The 15,836-nt window shown below is 56.7% G+C and carries 21 protein-coding genes and 1 pseudogene; 8 read left to right on the top strand and 14 right to left on the bottom strand.

All coding sequences use genetic code 11. The features are described 5' to 3' along the window. Positions 1-242: 242 nt before the first annotated feature. Positions 243-1,166, top strand: coding sequence for a LysR family transcriptional regulator (locus tag OEG84_RS00110; protein ID WP_267651853.1), 924 nt, complete (start codon positions 243-245; stop codon positions 1,164-1,166). A 332-nt stretch (positions 1,167-1,498) separates the two neighbouring features. On the opposite strand, the gene OEG84_RS00105 is transcribed toward OEG84_RS00110, so the two are convergent. Both OEG84_RS00105 and OEG84_RS00100 read right to left on the bottom strand, forming a co-directional pair. After that, positions 1,499-1,918, bottom strand: a complete 420-nt coding sequence (locus OEG84_RS00105) for a hypothetical protein (protein ID WP_267651852.1) — start codon at positions 1,916-1,918, stop codon at positions 1,499-1,501. A gap of 10 nt (positions 1,919-1,928) precedes the next feature. After that, on the bottom strand, positions 1,929-2,138 hold the full coding sequence (locus OEG84_RS00100; protein ID WP_267651851.1) for a hypothetical protein: 210 nt from the start codon (positions 2,136-2,138) through the stop codon (positions 1,929-1,931). Between the two features lie 158 nt (positions 2,139-2,296). On the opposite strand from OEG84_RS00100, the gene OEG84_RS00095 reads away from it, so the two are divergent. The 6 genes from OEG84_RS00095 to OEG84_RS00070 all read left to right on the top strand — a co-directional run bounded on the left by OEG84_RS00095 (position 2,297) and on the right by OEG84_RS00070 (position 3,872). Next, a complete protein-coding gene (locus OEG84_RS00095) occupies positions 2,297-2,449 on the top strand; it encodes a hypothetical protein (protein ID WP_267651850.1) in 153 nt (50 codons plus the stop codon). A gap of 5 nt (positions 2,450-2,454) precedes the next feature. Next, positions 2,455-2,760: a hypothetical protein gene (locus tag OEG84_RS00090; RefSeq protein ID WP_267651849.1), complete on the top strand. Its 306-nt coding sequence runs from the start codon at positions 2,455-2,457 to the stop codon at positions 2,758-2,760. A gap of 12 nt (positions 2,761-2,772) precedes the next feature. Beyond that, positions 2,773-2,979 (top strand): hypothetical protein, encoded by a 207-nt coding sequence (locus OEG84_RS00085; RefSeq protein ID WP_267651848.1) that lies wholly within the window; start codon positions 2,773-2,775, stop codon positions 2,977-2,979. A 12-nt stretch (positions 2,980-2,991) separates the two neighbouring features. Further along, positions 2,992-3,294 carry a hypothetical protein gene (locus OEG84_RS00080; protein ID WP_267651847.1) on the top strand — a complete coding sequence of 101 codons (303 nt, stop codon included), beginning with the start codon at positions 2,992-2,994 and terminating at the stop codon, positions 3,292-3,294. A 161-nt stretch (positions 3,295-3,455) separates the two neighbouring features. Further along, positions 3,456-3,710 (top strand): hypothetical protein, encoded by a 255-nt coding sequence (locus tag OEG84_RS00075; protein ID WP_267651846.1) that lies wholly within the window; start codon positions 3,456-3,458, stop codon positions 3,708-3,710. 15 nt (positions 3,711-3,725) lie between these two features. Then, entirely contained in the window at positions 3,726-3,872 is a 147-nt protein-coding gene (locus OEG84_RS00070) for a hypothetical protein (protein ID WP_267651845.1), read from the top strand. Positions 3,873-4,018: 146 nt separating this feature from the next. Here OEG84_RS00070 and OEG84_RS00065 read toward each other — a convergent pair whose 3' ends face one another. The 3 genes from OEG84_RS00065 to OEG84_RS00055 all read right to left on the bottom strand — a co-directional run bounded on the left by OEG84_RS00065 (position 4,019) and on the right by OEG84_RS00055 (position 5,751). Next, positions 4,019-4,357 carry a hypothetical protein gene (locus tag OEG84_RS00065; protein ID WP_267651844.1) on the bottom strand — a complete coding sequence of 113 codons (339 nt, stop codon included), beginning with the start codon at positions 4,355-4,357 and terminating at the stop codon, positions 4,019-4,021. A gap of 297 nt (positions 4,358-4,654) precedes the next feature. After that, positions 4,655-4,945, bottom strand: a complete 291-nt coding sequence (locus OEG84_RS00060) for a hypothetical protein (protein ID WP_267651843.1) — start codon at positions 4,943-4,945, stop codon at positions 4,655-4,657. Continuing rightward, a complete protein-coding gene (locus tag OEG84_RS00055; protein ID WP_267656030.1) occupies positions 4,945-5,751 on the bottom strand; it encodes a lysozyme family protein in 807 nt (268 codons plus the stop codon). Before OEG84_RS00055 ends, OEG84_RS00060 begins: the two co-directional genes overlap by 1 nt. 226 nt (positions 5,752-5,977) lie before the next feature. On the opposite strand from OEG84_RS00055, the gene OEG84_RS00050 reads away from it, so the two are divergent. After that, complete coding sequence (locus tag OEG84_RS00050) at positions 5,978-6,868, top strand: class I SAM-dependent methyltransferase (RefSeq protein WP_267651842.1); 891 nt, start codon at positions 5,978-5,980, stop codon at positions 6,866-6,868. Here the strand turns inward: OEG84_RS00050 and OEG84_RS00045 are convergent. The 9 genes and pseudogenes from OEG84_RS00045 to OEG84_RS00005 all read right to left on the bottom strand — a co-directional run. Further along, on the bottom strand, positions 6,849-9,197 hold the full coding sequence (locus OEG84_RS00045; protein ID WP_267651841.1) for a hypothetical protein: 2,349 nt from the start codon (positions 9,195-9,197) through the stop codon (positions 6,849-6,851). The genes OEG84_RS00050 and OEG84_RS00045 overlap by 20 nt on opposite strands. Positions 9,198-9,277: 80 nt before the next feature. Then, positions 9,278-9,655: a hypothetical protein gene (locus OEG84_RS00040; protein ID WP_267651840.1), complete on the bottom strand. Its 378-nt coding sequence runs from the start codon at positions 9,653-9,655 to the stop codon at positions 9,278-9,280. Continuing rightward, positions 9,652-10,167, bottom strand: a complete 516-nt coding sequence (locus OEG84_RS00035) for a hypothetical protein (RefSeq protein WP_267651839.1) — start codon at positions 10,165-10,167, stop codon at positions 9,652-9,654. The genes OEG84_RS00040 and OEG84_RS00035 overlap by 4 nt, the downstream gene beginning before the upstream one ends. Next, positions 10,164-10,592: a hypothetical protein gene (locus tag OEG84_RS00030; RefSeq protein WP_267651838.1), complete on the bottom strand. Its 429-nt coding sequence runs from the start codon at positions 10,590-10,592 to the stop codon at positions 10,164-10,166. Before OEG84_RS00030 ends, OEG84_RS00035 begins: the two co-directional genes overlap by 4 nt. A gap of 27 nt (positions 10,593-10,619) precedes the next feature. Then, positions 10,620-13,079, bottom strand: coding sequence for a phage tail protein (locus OEG84_RS00025; protein WP_267651837.1), 2,460 nt, complete (start codon positions 13,077-13,079; stop codon positions 10,620-10,622). A gap of 3 nt (positions 13,080-13,082) precedes the next feature. Further along, the gene (locus OEG84_RS00020; protein ID WP_267651836.1) at positions 13,083-13,475 is read right to left on the bottom strand and encodes a DUF6950 family protein; all 393 of its coding nucleotides are present in this window, start codon (positions 13,473-13,475) and stop codon (positions 13,083-13,085) included. After that, entirely contained in the window at positions 13,472-14,080 is a 609-nt protein-coding gene (locus OEG84_RS00015) for a DUF2163 domain-containing protein (RefSeq protein WP_267651835.1), read from the bottom strand. Before OEG84_RS00015 ends, OEG84_RS00020 begins: the two co-directional genes overlap by 4 nt. Then, entirely contained in the window at positions 14,080-14,724 is a 645-nt protein-coding gene (locus tag OEG84_RS00010; RefSeq protein ID WP_267651834.1) for a hypothetical protein, read from the bottom strand. The genes OEG84_RS00015 and OEG84_RS00010 overlap by 1 nt, the downstream gene beginning before the upstream one ends. Next, positions 14,724-15,836: pseudogene (locus tag OEG84_RS00005) on the bottom strand (hypothetical protein); the annotation flags it as partial. The pseudogene OEG84_RS00005 and the gene OEG84_RS00010, both read right to left, overlap by 1 nt.

Here is a 15,836-nt window from a genome sequence, read left to right as displayed (position 1 = left end):
GTTCATGAGAACTGCGATCTTCGTCCTCCTCCGTCCCGGTTTGTTGCGAGACAGACCTTCCCCCCACGAGAACCCGCACGTTGAATTTCAAACGGCAAGTCCGACAGGGCCATAGCCGGCGAACGGCATTTTTGCGCCTGATGATGTAATCATGCGCATACGACCCTGATCAACCATGAGAATAGGTGGTAATTTGCGCGAGCATATGCCACGATTTGCAGAACCAATGTGCGAATATGCCCATGCCCACACCGATGACCTTTGACTGGAATGACCTGCGATACTTTCTCGCAGTCGCCCGAACCGGGCGATTGACGGCTGCCGCCCGCACCATGGGCACGGACCATGCCACTGTCAGTCGCCGGGTGGCTTCGCTTGAACTACGACTAAAGGCCAAGCTGTTTGAGCGGTCGCCGCGCGGCTACGCCTTGTCGGATACCGGCGAAAAGCTGCTTCGCCATGCCGAACGCATGGAAATGGAGGCCGCCAAGATCCATGACGACATCGCCGGTGAGCTTTTCACTCTCAGCGGCTCGGTAAGAATCGGAACGCCCGACGGGTTCGGCTCCTATTTTCTGATGCCGCGCCTGACGGAACTCACACTGGCCAATCCGGAGCTTCACATCCAGCTGGTAGCTACGCCGCGGCTTTTCAGCCTTTCCAAGCGCGAGGCCGACATTGCCATTGTTCTCTCACGGCCTGAAAAGGGCCGTCTTTTCTCGCGCAAGCTGACCGACTACACGCTGCATCTCTACGCGACGGCCGATTATCTGGACAACGCGCCACCAATCACCTGCACGGAAGATCTCGCCGCACATCTGCTGGTCGGCTACATTCCGGATCTGATCTACACGCCGGAACTCGATTATCTCTCCTCTGTTGTCGGTGATCTTGCGCCACGGCTGTCGAGCACCAATCTGTTTGCCCAGCTCAGAACTGCCGATACCGGCAAAGGACTGGCCTTTCTGCCCGATTTCATAGCCCGCCACTCGCCAAGGCTGATTCCCATTCACCCCGCCCTGTTCGAGATCCGCCGCACGCTGTGGCTGGTGGCGCATCAGGATTTGCGCGACTCGGTGCGGGTGCGCACTGTCATGAGCTTCATCGCCGATCAGGTGGCCGCCGCGCGCGAGGATTTCTTGCCCGAGTTTTCAAACAGCGACTGATGCACGGTGCCGTTTCAGCAAGGGGCAACATTGGATTGATGCGCCGCAGAATGCTCCAAAAGGTCGATCCGACCTGGCAGATATCAGCCGATGCAACAGCGGCATGCTGACGGCCGCCAAAAGCAGGATTCATCAATAATATCAGGGAAAAGACTGGTCGGAGTGAGAGGATTCGAACCTCCGACCCCGTCGTCCCGAACGGGGTAGGCTTCGCAAAAACTCAATGAAATCAGTCGAGCTCGACGGGTTTGAACTCAGTATGTTCACGTCTGTTCAGGTGAAACGGTCCGGTATCGGTCCGCAGGTAGAGGCCGGGTGTTCCCCGGCCTCCCTTATGTGTCGGAGCTTTCGAGGCGGTCCAGCCGTTCGATTTCAGCGACGATCAGAGCTCCGGCTTTGACCAAATCGCGGCGAGCATTTGTTGGCTTCCACCAAGCCCGCGACCAGGGCCACGCGACCGGAGAAGCCCGCCCCATCTTGCCGGGGTTATGCGCGTAACATGCAGCCGCTCGCGCCATCTCGCCGTCGCTATGCGTGTCGTCATGTTCGGGCGTCCAGCCTTCAACATTCATTTGGCGCTGGCGCTCGGCGGATATGTCTTGCAATGCGGTGGCCATTCGTTCGATTTCCGTTGTTGCGTCGGGCCGGTAGCCAACCCGAAGCAGGGACTGGCTCTCAAGTCCGAGCGTGCGCTCTTTGGTTTCTCGAGCGTCCTGCGCGTGAGCGCTTTCCTTTGGGTGGCTGTATGGCATCTGACTTCCTTTAGATTTCGCAGTTTTGCGAGCGCATCGCTTCATCGGTATCGGTGCCGGATCTGGTCATAGAGAGCGCCGCCCGGAGGCTCTGCACTTCACGCCAAAGGTCTTGCACCAAATACGATGTGCCCATGTGCATCATCATGGGCTGACCGGGCAGTTCAAGCATTTGAAATTTCAGCACCCGATCTTTCAGTTTTTCTTTTGCATCAGCCATCAGTTTGGTCCCTTGCGTGATTTTCAATCTGTCCACAATGTGCTCGCAATTTTTCACATATGCAAGCATTTTTGCACACATATATAGTGCATAAAGTTCATTTATGTGGACAAATCAGAGATATTGTGAAACCGTGTGCAAATAGCGTATGAAAGGCCATGACCTTTGATGACAAAATTGCCTACGGCTTCAAGCGAAGCGACCGCGACTTCAAGGAATTCGACATTCCTCAGGGGCGGGCCTTCATCGACAACGCAGCGACAGAGCGTGAGGAACTGCGCGCACTGCTCGCCGCCGTGCGATCGGGGTGACTGTCGTGGTGCTGCAAATCGGTGATTTTGGCCCCGGCGCGAAGGCCGCGCAGATCCGCAAGGAAATCGAAAGCCGCGGCGGAAAGGTCGAGGTTGCTGAAAAGGTTATCGGCACCCGTGGTCGCAAGCCGCGCGGCACAATGACAGAGAAGGACGAGAAGTGGGCACGCGGCCTATGGCTCGATCCGGCACTGACTAAATCGCACGTGCTGGCCCGCATCAACGAGCGGACCGGCCAGGAGTTCACCCGCGACCAGCTGAATTACCGGTTCATCGGTAAGAAGCGGCGCGCGGCAAAGAAGTCAAAATAACAGGAGTTTCCGATGGCCTGCCAAGCATGTGAACTCAGAGCAGAGAACGACCGGCTCAAAGCTAAGAGCGAAGCTGAGTGGTTGGCGCTTGGAACATCTCTGATGACCGACGACGAGGGGCCGCTACCCATAAGGGTGACGTTGAACACTCGACCGACAAAAGAACAATTCAGGCGGCTTCTGGATCTGACAATCGAGATTGAAAACAACCCCAAATAACAGGAGTTTGCCATGTCTGATCCAAAAACTGCTGAATACCGCCTTGGCGAAAGCGTCTTTGTGCACGACCCGCAACGGTTCAATCCGGATGCAAAATCAATCATTGGCGACGTTGCCGAGTTCGAATTGCGCGAAGATGGATACTGGTATCACCTCGCCAACAACGGCTTCCCTGCCACGGGTGAATGGGCGTGGTACGCGGAGCGTGATATCGGCCACCGTCTTGGCACACCGATCAGCCAATTGAGCGGCCGTCCTGGTCATGTTGGCTATGAACAGTTCCGCGCCATCGCCCAATCATGGGGCTACGATTAAACCGCAAATAACAGGAGGCATGAGCCATGTTGCTAATGGACGAATACCCCGCCCCCTAGCGTCGTGGTGTGACACCTATATCGTCCAATGGGCTCGCTGCCGAGGCCATAGGAAAAGGCCGGTTGAAAAGTTCAGATTTGCCGAGGTTGTCTCACCAGAGCATGACGACACTGTTGAGATTGATTTCACTTATCGCCCCGCCGTGGTGCGACGTTTCAACAGCAAAACAGGAGCGGCCAGTGCTTTTGACTGATGTGAAGCGAGAGCAACGGATTGAAGGCATGGCCGGTATAATCCGCCGCATGTGCAGGCTCTCCGCTGGCGGCTTGTTGGTGCTGGCCGACTATGACGAGCGCGAATTGTCAATCAAGCTTCTCGCGTACCTTGAGGGCCGCGATGTTGAAATTGAGAAATAATCGAAGGAGTTCCCGATGACAGAGGCCGAAAAATTGAAGCGTGTCATTGCAGCGATGAAAGACGAGCTTATGAAAATCGAGACGGAAGGTGGATTGCTTGGGCGCGCTGTGGTCGAACCAATAGACAAGGCAATCAAGCTCGCTCAGTCTGTTGAAAATTAACCCCATCATCGAAGGAGCCTCCCCCAACGCACAAAAAAGCCCCGCAGCCGGTTAAGGCCACGGGGCAGTTTGACTACGTTGAGACCGGCGATCCGGAGGCTGTTGGAGCGCCGGCGGGTATTCACCGCACGATTGCGGCAAATTGGTTATGGAGAGGCGCGGCCAGTAAGCAGGGTGATGATGCTCTTCTGATCCGCCTTGATCTCGTCCAGGGTCTTGTCGATGCGATTCATGTGGTCGTCCATTTCCCGGCGCGGCACATATTCGTCTCTTACCCGGTTGAGCCGGTCGTGCAGCCGATCGCCTTCCATCTTCATGGCGTGGGCCAGCTTTTCGTTCCCTTTCGCTATCGCGGTGCTCAATTTGTCCGTTTCCTTTTCAAGCCTGGCGGCGATGACCCGGAACGATCCGATCACCAAACCGGCCAATGACAAAACCACGGTGGCAGAGATGCCCACCAGCCATTGCAATTCGATAACCGTCATCGGATTCCCCCTGACTCCGGCCGGCGCGGCGGTAACGAACGCTTTACCCCTCGCCCGGTAGATATATTCTCAGCCATTACGGCCCCCTTGTGGTCGTTGTGGTCAGGGTCGGCCCGAGGTCGCATCTCAGGTCGGCCCGCTTGTTATTTGGCGTGTCTTGAGCACTCAGAGGGGGTCCAGACGCCCGCGCCGCACAATCCCGCAGCGGTGTCGTCTATCTTGTCTTGATCGACTGGAGTGGCCCCCTTGACCCCTATTAGCGTAGTGCCGACAATAGGGCGGATGGTCTTGCGGATATCAGTCTTGTCCGCAGTTGCCGGTCTCAAAGTCGAACATCCGGCCAGCAGCACGGCAAGCAATACGATTGGCACGGAATTTCTCCGCATCAGATGCAAGTTCATTGGAAACCTCATGGAATTTTGTGAGCATTTCGGCGGTGGCAATCTTTGCCGCTTCATGCTTTGCCGCAGGGACAGTGAAAAGCGTCGTGTAGGTGAAGGTCAGCGATGTAGCGAGGAAAGCCCCCGCCACCGCAGCCCCTATAAGCTTTGCAGTCGATACGACGGGGATAAGGTCAGACCAGCCCATCACAAGCCCGCCTTTATCTCGCGGTAGATCTTCGCCAGCCGGTGCCGCGCATAGATGCCGTAAATGGCAAAGCCCACGATCACGGCGACGAGGGCCAACTGCACCCGCCAATCCATGCCGGAAAAGGCAGCAAGCGGCGTGCCGATAGCAGTTGAAAGCCACATCCAGAATGTCTTGGATTTGGCGATGGGCTTATCCAGGTTCTCGGGATCGGCAGGTGGCGCAATGTCCGGCTTGGGAGCAGGTGTAGGAATGCGCTTGTTAGTGGCAGTCTTGACCCGCGCCAATACCCGCTCGATTTCAGCAGGATCAACCAGAGCCTTATTCAGCCCGTCACCGGCATAAAAGGACTGCCCGCGCTTGACTGTGCGGTGCGCGCCCTTGGTGTCTTGCAGGACCGGGAATGATGCCCATTCCATGGCCAGACGCTTGGCAAATTCCACGGCGTCAATTCGCCCATCCATGTAAGCCAGATAGCCACGCCGCTTGAGCAGATGATACCCTAGACGGTCTTGCAAATCGGCGGTAAGTTTGAGTTTCACCGAGATTTTCAGTTCTTCAATCAGACCACCGAGCGTCTTGTACATGAACTGATATCCACCGGTAGCAGACGACCCGAAACGCTTAGACCACCCCATTTGCGCCCGCTGGATTTCAAGCAGCGTCATATCGGTGATCGGCTTTTTCAGATGCTTCTGATTGTGACCGTAGATGGTGCGGTAGGATTCGGAACCCGCCGTTCCGGTTTCAGTGTTTCGGATGAAGTCGAGTAGGATCGCAGCCCCTGTAGGGATGTTGATATCCATCATTTATCCTTTCCGCACAGCAAAGCGCCGCGCGTTTGCTGGGTGTTTGCTTATGTCGATGTTTTTATGTGTTGATCCGCGCCCGACAGGCACGGCGAAGCCCCCCGCCAGTTGGCGATGGGTTTCATGGGAATGTACTTCCGGTCAGTTATGTTTCAGATTGCGATGGCGGGAATGACGCGAGAAGGTTGTTTCGCGTCCGCGCCGTGTCGGATATGCTGGGTAGATGAAGACGTTCTTGCAGGGAATTGAGACAACTAGGGCCGCCCCGCATTTGCCGTGGCAGGCAAAGGCCATGGTTCAGGCAGGCCTCGCCTGCCTGCCTTACGGTGAAGCCATCAATCACCAGTTCCAACGGGTGAACGCCAAACGCCGAGGACACACCGCACAAGAACAGCGCGCAGCCGAAATCACCGCTTGTATTCGGAGCCTAAATCGCATCAAGCCTATATCAGGTGCGACGATAGTGGAGGTCGGGACAGGCTGGGATGCCATGCCGACGCTTGCTCTTTCCTCATTAGGAGCGAATTACATCCACACATTCGATCATCGCCGTCACCTTCGACCCACTCTGATGGAAGAGGCATCAGCAACGCTTCTCCAGTGGCTCCCACCCGCCAACCCTGATGCAATTAGATACACGGCTCCGGGTGATGCAGCGAACACCGGTTTGCCAGCAGCGTCAGTGGATATTTTTTTCTCCTACGCCGTACTGGAGCACGTGCCGGAAGCAAAAATACTATCGTTGATACGGGAAGCGCGGCGTGTCCTTAAGTCTGGGGGCATCTTTTATGCCTTGATCGGGCTGCATGATCATTTTCATAACTTTGACAAACGGGTGAGCAAAGTAAATTTTCTTCGCTACCCGGAGTGGCAATGGGCACTTATAGGAAAAAACCGGATCAGTTATCACAACCGTCTGCGCGAGTGCGACTTCCTAAACGCGCTATCTCAAAACGGAGCCGAGAATCTGGTCGTCAATAACGTCATCGACCCACCGGACCTCGATCGCGTTCGATCAATGAGAGTTGCCAACCGCTTCCGAAGATACACCTCATCCCAACTGGCCGTCACGCGAAGTGAAATCGCAGCAAAATTTACCAATCGCCCTGCGTGACAGTATCTGTGCCGTTATCAATCAGCTTCGAACCCGACACCGAGGTCGCTCCCCCACCCAAGATAGACGTCACATCGACGCCCGCGTCGATGACAATGGCGTCGGTCACATCTTCGATGCGAGGTGCCGTGATCGTGTTGTAGTAGGCGCTATCTGCCGTCGTTTCTGTAAGATAAATGCCAGTCTCGGCGTAATCAACGATGGGGGTGTCTAAGTGACAGCCGTTTGAGTTCCGCACTGTAAACCCGAACACGTTGACGCCGCCAGCATCCGCCAACCCGGTTGTCGCATTGATCTTTTTCGCAGCGCCATTGTGCCTACAACCACACAGTTTCTGTGCGTTGGACTGTGATCCATCGATCCAGAAGCCATAGCGGCACACGTTTGCGAAGAGTTGCTCCCAGACATTGTAGACACTGAAACCAGAGACGGCGCTTTCGAGCATGAAGCCGTATTCAAAAAAGTCCGCGTGTACTCGCTCCATCCGTCCCAGAACAAAGCTATCAAGATCGAAGCCCTTCGATCCAGAAAAGGCTCCCTTTCGGAATATTGAAAAGTCTTTTGCCTCGAAATAATATCTCCGGTGTGCCTCCAGACTTGGTGTTGCCTCTGAATTCTTCAGGAACGTCGTTCCATAGAACCAGATGCTTGATGAACCCATACTATGCCCGACGAGGTTGATTCCGTCTCCGGCAACCGTGAGGTCGTTGTCAACTCTCCCCGTTCCTACCGGCAGAAGGTACTTGCCCGGCCCAAAATCGAGACATGCCTGCACAGCCTCACTGTCGTCCGTGGTCGCGTCCCACTTCGCGCCCGCCCATTTGATCGGCAGACCGGATGCAGGACGCGAGGCGACGAACCATTTGCCGTCCGCGCTCTGCACCTTCAGCCGCGCATGGCACGTCGGCTCCGAAGCCTCGCGGGTATAGGTGATGATGTCGCCATCGGTGTCGCCCGCCGCCGCATAGCCGAGGCAGCCCAGCCGATCGATGTCATCGCCCACCGTTGCGGCCTGGATTTCCGAGCGATCGGGGAACGCCCCGAAGGCAGCGTAGGAAACGCGGGCGGTCGGCGAGAGCTTCGCATCCGTGAGGGTTTCGTCACCAACCACCGTCGTGCCGTCGAAGCCGAACAGAACCCAGCTGCTGGTGATCGTGCCACCCGACATGAAGAACTGAAGAGCGTTGAGGTCCGCGACGGCGAGCCGCCCTTGCGCACGCATGAGGATAACCGCGCCGGTGTCCGACTTGAGAAGGGTCCGCGCCTCCATGGTGCCGCGTGTGGCGGTGAGGTCTATATCAATCGTGATCTCGGCGAACTCGCCAGCATCAGTGCCGATAGCAGTCGTCACCCGCATGTAACTGTCCGACGCGCTGCCGCCAGAATCGGGAGAACCGCCAACTATCCCACGTTCGTAGGCATGGACATAACCTGCACCCTCGTAGGAGGAACCGCCATTTGCCGAGAACTGCGCACCCATGAACGCGCCGTCAACGCTGGGCGTCAAGCCCCGCAGCACGACCCGAAACCGGTCGTATCCAGCCGCCACATAGGTACTCAGATCGAGTTCAAGCGCGCCCGCGCCCGTCGCCGTGCCGCTGTCGAGCAGCGCCTCGGTCCCGACCTGGCCGGTGTCACCCTTGTCGCCCTTCACTCCCTGGATGCCTTGGTCGCCTTTGATACTCCCCGTTGGCGCTCCCCATGTGCCGGCGGCCTTCACATAGGTGTCGCCATTGACCGTGTTGAGATAGGTCTCGCCGTTCGACCCGTCGCCATCATCAGGTGCACCAGCGCCCTTGCGGTCGAATGCCTGCCCATCCTCACCAGCCGGACCTGTTGCACCGGTATCGCCCTTGTCGCCTCGGATCGTGACGCCATCCGTCCAGTCGGCGGAACTGGCCGAGGCTTTGACATAGAGCACCGCATCGCCATCCGAGATCAACGCGAACTTGAAGCCCTTGGCCTCATCATCAAACGCATCCCGGTCGGCCAGCGCCTCGCCGAAGGCATCGTAATTGAAGAACACCTGCCCTTCGAGCTGGGCAATCAGATCGGACAGCTTGTCCTGGGCATTGGTCAGCCGGGCCGCCTCTGCGGTCGAGCGCATGATGACGTAATCGGCATCAGTGGCATTCTCGCCGGCCCAGTTCTGTTCGAGCGTGGCCGCTGTATCGCTTTCAACACTGGCAATGGCTGCCGATACGCCGTCAACGATCAGCATTCCGCCAGAGACGGCGGCAGCAGAGAACGCAGTCAGCGTTCCAGACAGGACTTTGCTTCCGGCTGTCAGGCTGACCGTGCCGGTTTTCTCAACTATCAGGGATGTCATGGGGTGTCCTTATGCAGGCATAGCAAAGGGACCGCTGCGGGCGTTAGCGGTCGGTATCTGGTCAGGTTTTGCGGGATGACCTATGGCGAAATGAAAATCGCGTAGGTGATGGTCAGCGACGTGGCGTACTCGTTGTAAAGTGTGCAGACGCCTGTCGTAGGAATGACGCGGAGGTAGTAGGTGCCGCGATAGAAGTTGAGATATGGCGCGACCGGCAGTATGCCATCGGATGATTTCATGACCACAAACGGGTGTTTGCCAATTATTGACGACAGGGTGAAAGACGTACTCGCGCCCGTTGCCAACGTGGTTGTACCTCGCGCAATCGGTATGAGCGTCGAAAAATCCTCATGCAGCGAGAAGTCCGCAAGGTCAGTGCTCGCCACGTCCTTACCGGGCTTCGAAACCCTCGCCACGAACTTCGAACCATTGTTACCGAACATCACCCGGTCGTTCATGTCGTCGGCCTTTTGAACACCGTATAATAAAGGTCTCCCTGCCGGGGAGTCCCGCCGTGCCCCAGGCTGTAGCCCTGCGCGTTCGCAGTCGTTGCTATAATCTGGAATTTGTTGGTGTAGGGGATCATTGCAACCGGCAGGCTTACAAGCTCCGTGCTCGAACTGCCGGTGACTGTGTTGATGTGGTGCGCTGGGAAATCAACAGCCCCGCCAAGCGCGTCACTCGTGATTGACCATTCAATGTGAGGGACGTATCCGAGCGTCGGAAATGAAATCTCCAACATTGGATACCCGGTGTAAGCCCCCGCAAGCTTGATGCATCGGTGTACTTCTGGCGTGCTTAGTCGCTGCCACTGAAAAACATCCGTCACGATCCCTGTTTGATGGACCTGCAACGTCTCAAGCGAACCATCAAACAGATACGGCCCGCCGTCGCTTTCCACATCGTTACCAGCAGTGCTAACGCGCATGACCCAATCTTCGCTCGGGTCGATAACCGTTCTCGTTGTCATAACGCCAGCGCCAACCAATGGAACTCAACGGCGGAATAAGGGTCGGTCCGGTATATCCTTACGGTGGTGTCATTGACGAACTTGTGCGGCGTGATGCTATTTGTTCTGTCATATGTGAATTCGACGCCCGTAAAGACCGAAATATTTGGCCGGTCCGTGGCCAGCGCAAATTGATATTCGACCCCATTATCCTTGTAGTGTGGGCGCGCCTTGGTCCTGATCATAAGTGCGGGCTGAAACCCGTAATCAGGTAGCGTGAAATCCCGATAGGTTGAAACCTCCTTGGGATACGTCCAGACGCCGCTGCCCAACACCTGCAAACCGAACAACCACTTGCTGTCGAAGATCTTGTCAGTGTCGGGCAATGAGGCATTGGTGGCGTCCTTGCCAACCTTGGAGATGACAAGTTCATCAGCGTCAAACATGACTCTTGGAGTGCTCATTTACCCACCTCAATCAGAAAAGGTCATTCGTTCGTTGACGTAATCTGACACCATTTTGCCCGTGGCCCCGGTGATCGTCCCGCCAACGCCGTCACCAAACAATATGTTCTGAATTTTCAAGACACCGTCCTCGAACACCAACGGGAGGTTGGTTTCGGTCCCGTCCGTCACAACAAATTGAGCGGCACTAATAACCACCCTGCCTGACAGTGTGGGAGGGTCTTCACCGTCGCCGACAACTTCGATCACCAAGCCAGCGTCTTCGAATGCGTCTTCAATCGAGGCGCGGGCATACATTGTCAGCCTTGACAGCACATCGCCCGCCCCTGCGGACGCCTCAATCTTGAACAGCCCGCCAGCATTGGCACCTTCCGCCATGGCCTCAACCGCCGTGATATCCTCAGCTAGAGCCGCGTCTCCATCAATCCGCGCCTGCTGTTCGCTGATCACGGTTGCCTTGAGGGCGCCCTGCTGCCTGGTAATCACCCGGCGCTCCAGATAGCGCTCGGTCGTGTCCATGGACGCATCGCCGCCCGAAAGTTCAATACGGTGGTGCAGATCATCAATCTGCGCGCGCATGGTGTCGAGCGTGCCCCGAATATCCCCCGCCACTTCGGCAAGCATTAACTGCACTGTCTGGGTCGGCGCTACGGTCGTAACCCATGAAGTCCATGACTTGAGCCGGTCAGGCTGCGTGGATATCGTCGCCCGCGCGTCGTAGTCCAACACGGACTGAACCCCGCCTGGCATAACGAGGGTTCCAGCCGCCACGTCTGTAGCTGTCGCAGTAAAGACCGGGCTTTCTGTCCCATTCTGCCTATACTGGATTTGCACGGCGGTAACGGTCGGGTCTTCCGGATCATCCCAGCCGAATTGCAAGGCCGGTGTCTGCGCGCCGTTCGTGCCTGTAATCAGCCCCGCCGCAACAGTGAAGTTCGAGACTGTTGAAATCAGCGACGGGTTGGCAGGAGCGGACGGCGCGACGATTACCGGACCGGCTGTGATGCCTTCCTCGTCATAGACATCATCACCGGTCTCAGCCAATTCAAGCGTAAACTGGAATTGACGATCAAAGCCCCACTTGGTGATCAGCCAGTCTGTGTCTTCATACGTCACCCAATCGCCGGGTTGCAGCCGTGTTCCAACCTTGCGCGATACCGGCAGCGAACGCTGCTTTGCCTTCCGGTTCTGACGATACCGAATATTGAGCAGGTATTGCGCAATGTCCGGGTCTGTGACCTGGAGGAAGTCATTCCCGGCAGGACGCTTGCGGCCATCAGCGGCAATGTCTGCATTGGAACTGACCGTTTCGAGACTTTCCGGGTTGTAGTGGGCCTCGATGGAAGTGAACTGGCCTGACAGAATGTTGATGCCGTCGAAGCCGGATCTGCGGTTTTTGCTCTTGCGCGGTGCGTCTGCCCGGATACCGTCTGCGGTAATTTCCAGCACCGGAACTTGCGGGGCTCCAGCGAGAACGCCATCAAGACCAGCGCGGTTGACCGCATAGCCGGCCATTGCGTCTTCCATCATCTGGAGAACGGCAATGTGGTCATCTTCTGCCGAGACAAAGAGATTGCAGTGATATGTGGGGATCGTGCGCCCGCCGATAGTGCGTTCGGTGTCGCACACATTGGCTGCGGCCATGTGCATTGCCACATCAATCTGACTGATGGGCTTGCCAACGCCGACCAGCACGTCACCCGAAAGAGTGCCGCGAAGCCCAAGCTGGAAGTTCAGGCGATGGATCGCCGGGTTGACCGAGTGTTCCCAGGTGTCCGGGTCATCGATGCGGTGTGAACCCGAGCCGCCCGAAACTGTGCTGTCCTTGCGCGGGTCGTATTCGCACCAGCCGCGCAACACGAATTCAAACTCCGGTCTGCCTTTGTCAAACAGGCTTGCGGACCAAGTGCGCTCAACCACAACATAAGCGTGGCCAGCAACCGTGCTGGTGGCTTTCCATGGATTGCCGAGCGCAGACGTTGCAGCGACCAATTCGCTGTCGGCAAGCTGGCCGGGCGATCCATCGTAGAAGCGGATATTGATGGAAGACCCGAAGCCGTCAACCGTGTAACGTGCCGCCTCGTTGTCGACCGGTGTGACGCTGATCAGATCGTGCTTCTCACCATAGAAATAGATGTATTCTTCAAGTCCATCGCAACGGCCATTGGCGAGCACGAACACTTCGGCGTTTTGCGCATTGCCGCCGCCGTACTTGGCGTAATAAATCCGGTGGCCTTTGGTCTTGCCTGTGCCGAATAGAACCTGATCGGCCACATCGCCGCCAAGCTGAACCTGACCCTGGACCGCCGTGCTGAGCGTCTTCTTTGGGCGATTGAGGTAGGACAGTGCCAGATTGGCAGCGAGCGCGAGACCGCCGCCAATGATAGCACCCGCCGACACGCCAAACAGGGTAGCGCTGCCAAGGCCGACCGCCGCAGCGATCGCGCCCCCAATTAGGGAAAATACCATAATTTAGACCTTGAATGCGCACATGGCGAGGTGAAGCGGCCATGAACGCGGGCCTGCTTCGGTGATTGAGTGCCAAGCCTGCCCGCCGTTAACGCCTACGTGTTCGCCATCGTCCAAGAGCACAACCGCGAGATCGCCAATGCGGGATTGACCCCAAGGGATCTCTGACAGCATTTCGTCATAGAGAGTGACCACTGAACCATGACCGCGCTTACGCATTGCTCTATGAGCACCTCGGAGAGTCTTGTAGGAACCCGAGAACGCCTTGACGTGGCTGGTCCCTTGCAGCGCGTCGATCACCTTCAAGCCAAGGAAAAAGCAATCATTGACGCCATAGGCGTAAGGCTCTTTCCGAGCCGTCTTGATGATGTTGGAAACGATCTGTGCGCGGTTCATCGTTGGCCCCATTCTTCCGGCCAGTCTGGCGATGTGGCGACGTATGCAAACGCCGTGTCTGTCGCTGAGTTGTGCCGCTTCTGATCCTCGACAGACCGCTTCGCATAGGTCTGATCCCGGTAGCGCCGGGAGAGTGTTTCAATCGAGATATTCAGCGAGATCGTCGCTTGGCCATCTTCATCGAGCGCGCCAACTTCAAATTCTACATCGTTGATTTCGTAGAACTGCGTGACCAGAACCCCAAGGATTTCATCGGTCGCCGGATCGCCGCAGAGATAGGAGACAGTCACTGCCGCATTGATGTACTGGTAATTCTCAATTGCAGCGATGCCGTCATCTGCGTTGTCGGTTGGCACATCGGAAAATACCAGTGTCGTTTCGGTGATCTGGTTCCCGAGGGCTGCAACAAGCCCGTCATCATTCAGAAAGCGGTTCGGTAGGTACTCTTGCCCGGAATAGGTGAATGGACGCCCACCCGTATGGTAACCAACGGTTTTGTCCGGGGTTTCGCCCTTGCCGGGAAGAACGATCTTGACCAAGGGAAGAACCTTGATCGAGCCGCTATCGACCTGATTTCCGACTTCTGTTGCTAGTGCTGTGGCCATCAGAGAAACACCTCTGTAGCTGAGAACGACGCCACCCGGTCAGACCATGCCTTGGGCATTGACCAGCCCGGATCAAGCATCATCAGGCAGGACGGCTTTTCCAGTTGGATTGTGGAATTGCCAGATGTGAAGACGGTTGTATCCAGCGGGAAATCAATCGTCAGCGTGACAACGCCAGAACCATTGGCCGTAGCATCAGCCATGACCCGGTGAAGCGAGCGAACGCTTGATGATTTGTTGACCTCGACCAAGCACCCGCGATTGAGCGCAAACGAGTCAGGCAGACCCGACACCACAATTGTCCGGCTATCTGTTCCGGTCGAAAGGATCGCTGATCCATCAAATGCCCCGCCTGCGGCTTTCGTACCACCGAGCGGAGTGTCGCCATAGGCTCGCGGGCGCGGCCTGTAATAGTCATAGCAGGCGAATACATTGCCGCCCTTGGATGCCTCGGTAAAGAATGCGTCCGCCTCGTCAATCTTTTCATCGGACAGGAATCCCGTTGCAGCCGAAACCCGCCAATAGGGCGTTCCGAAGTCTGCCGTCTCTGTCTTCCGGCCAAGCATCGTGTTGTTGAGCCGGGTGTTGACCTGGCGCATGTCGAAGTGCTCAAACGAGAGCGCGGGGAATGGAAGCACAGCCATCAGATTTGCCCCGCACGATTGGTCTTGGCGTAGGTCGTGGCGAATTTCGCTTCTGACTTCTGGACCGCAACATTGATAATCGTACCGCTGGCAGTCTTGATTTGCTGATCAGCAATCGACGCCATGCGACCGCTGTCATCCTGGAGAACGATTGTCACGACATCAGACGACCCGCCGCGATTGTTGTTGGCGGCTGACATCATGCCTCGCGTTTGGCCGGCCGTGTTAACCTTTGACCCGCGTGGGAGGTTGACCAGCTCAGGGCCTTGCTCACCGACGATAGCCATGCCGCCCGGCGCAAAGTCTGTGCCGTTGGCATAAAGGCCAATTCCGCCCGCCTTGGCGATGCCCATTTGACCCCCGCCAAACATCCCGCCGAAGATGGAGGACAGGAACCCGCCGATGCCGCCACCGCCGCCGCCCGATGCGGCCTTGTTGACCTTGAAGATGCTATCAAGCACTTCATTCAGCAGTTTGTCGGTGATACGGTCGAGCGCGTTCAACGCTGCTGTTTTGAAACTATCCCAGAAGCTTTCTCCGTTCTTCAACCCGTTTTTCAGGTCGGAGAAAAACCCGCCTGCGATTTCGCGAGCGGCTTTCAATCCATCGTTTGCTGTATCAACGGACTTGCGCAGTCCCTTCCATGGGTCTGTCTTGGCCGCTTCCTTGATTGCCTTACCTGCGCCAGTGGCGGCTGTCTCGGCTTCGGTAAGCGCAGCCGTTGCCGCCTTGATATCGGGTGTGGAACCTTCAAACGCTGTAGAGACGCCACCAAGGTAATCAGCGTTTAGCGCTGCCTGTTGCCGTTCGTTATGGCGAGACAATGCGCTGTGACGCCCGCCACCGGTCAGGTTGTTGGCAAAGCTGTTTTCGATATTGCCAATCGTGGAGCTAGACGTATCCAGCCCATCGATGTTGACGCCGGGGATCAGGTTGATGGTGTTGATCAGATCATTGATCGACCGCTTTGCACCGTTGATCAGCGTGTTGACCGCATCAATGGCGAGATTGACGCCTCCAATAACAGCCGCGCCAATCACGTTGCCGAAGTTGTTCCATAGAAACGTGATATCCTCATAGGCCGCGACGAACGAGCCAATCAGATAATTTGC

The sequence above is a fragment of the Hoeflea algicola genome (assembly GCF_026619415.1).
Lineage (GTDB): Bacteria > Pseudomonadota > Alphaproteobacteria > Rhizobiales > Rhizobiaceae > Hoeflea > Hoeflea algicola.
This window is presented reverse-complemented; position numbering and strand designations above follow the sequence as displayed.

Bases quoted from the DNA above. Each gene is read 5' to 3' on its own strand.
- OEG84_RS00110 (WP_267651853.1), top strand. From the start codon at position 243: ATGCCCACACCGATGACCTTTGACTGGAATGACCTGCGATACTTTCTC.
- OEG84_RS00105 (WP_267651852.1), bottom strand. From the start codon at position 1,918: ATGCCATACAGCCACCCAAAGGAAAGCGCTCACGCGCAGGACGCTCGA.
- OEG84_RS00100 (WP_267651851.1), bottom strand. From the start codon at position 2,138: ATGGCTGATGCAAAAGAAAAACTGAAAGATCGGGTGCTGAAATTTCAA.
- OEG84_RS00095 (WP_267651850.1), top strand. From the start codon at position 2,297: ATGACCTTTGATGACAAAATTGCCTACGGCTTCAAGCGAAGCGACCGC.
- OEG84_RS00085 (WP_267651848.1), top strand. From the start codon at position 2,773: ATGGCCTGCCAAGCATGTGAACTCAGAGCAGAGAACGACCGGCTCAAA.
- OEG84_RS00080 (WP_267651847.1), top strand. From the start codon at position 2,992: ATGTCTGATCCAAAAACTGCTGAATACCGCCTTGGCGAAAGCGTCTTT.
- OEG84_RS00075 (WP_267651846.1), top strand. From the start codon at position 3,456: ATGACGACACTGTTGAGATTGATTTCACTTATCGCCCCGCCGTGGTGC.
- OEG84_RS00070 (WP_267651845.1), top strand. From the start codon at position 3,726: ATGACAGAGGCCGAAAAATTGAAGCGTGTCATTGCAGCGATGAAAGAC.
- OEG84_RS00065 (WP_267651844.1), bottom strand. From the start codon at position 4,357: ATGACGGTTATCGAATTGCAATGGCTGGTGGGCATCTCTGCCACCGTG.
- OEG84_RS00060 (WP_267651843.1), bottom strand. From the start codon at position 4,945: ATGGGCTGGTCTGACCTTATCCCCGTCGTATCGACTGCAAAGCTTATA.
- OEG84_RS00055 (WP_267656030.1), bottom strand. From the start codon at position 5,751: ATGGATATCAACATCCCTACAGGGGCTGCGATCCTACTCGACTTCATC.
- OEG84_RS00050 (WP_267651842.1), top strand. From the start codon at position 5,978: ATGAAGACGTTCTTGCAGGGAATTGAGACAACTAGGGCCGCCCCGCAT.
- OEG84_RS00045 (WP_267651841.1), bottom strand. From the start codon at position 9,197: ATGACATCCCTGATAGTTGAGAAAACCGGCACGGTCAGCCTGACAGCC.
- OEG84_RS00040 (WP_267651840.1), bottom strand. From the start codon at position 9,655: ATGAACGACCGGGTGATGTTCGGTAACAATGGTTCGAAGTTCGTGGCG.
- OEG84_RS00035 (WP_267651839.1), bottom strand. From the start codon at position 10,167: ATGACAACGAGAACGGTTATCGACCCGAGCGAAGATTGGGTCATGCGC.
- OEG84_RS00030 (WP_267651838.1), bottom strand. From the start codon at position 10,592: ATGTTTGACGCTGATGAACTTGTCATCTCCAAGGTTGGCAAGGACGCC.
- OEG84_RS00025 (WP_267651837.1), bottom strand. From the start codon at position 13,079: ATGGTATTTTCCCTAATTGGGGGCGCGATCGCTGCGGCGGTCGGCCTT.
- OEG84_RS00020 (WP_267651836.1), bottom strand. From the start codon at position 13,475: ATGAACCGCGCACAGATCGTTTCCAACATCATCAAGACGGCTCGGAAA.
- OEG84_RS00015 (WP_267651835.1), bottom strand. From the start codon at position 14,080: ATGGCCACAGCACTAGCAACAGAAGTCGGAAATCAGGTCGATAGCGGC.
- OEG84_RS00010 (WP_267651834.1), bottom strand. From the start codon at position 14,724: ATGGCTGTGCTTCCATTCCCCGCGCTCTCGTTTGAGCACTTCGACATG.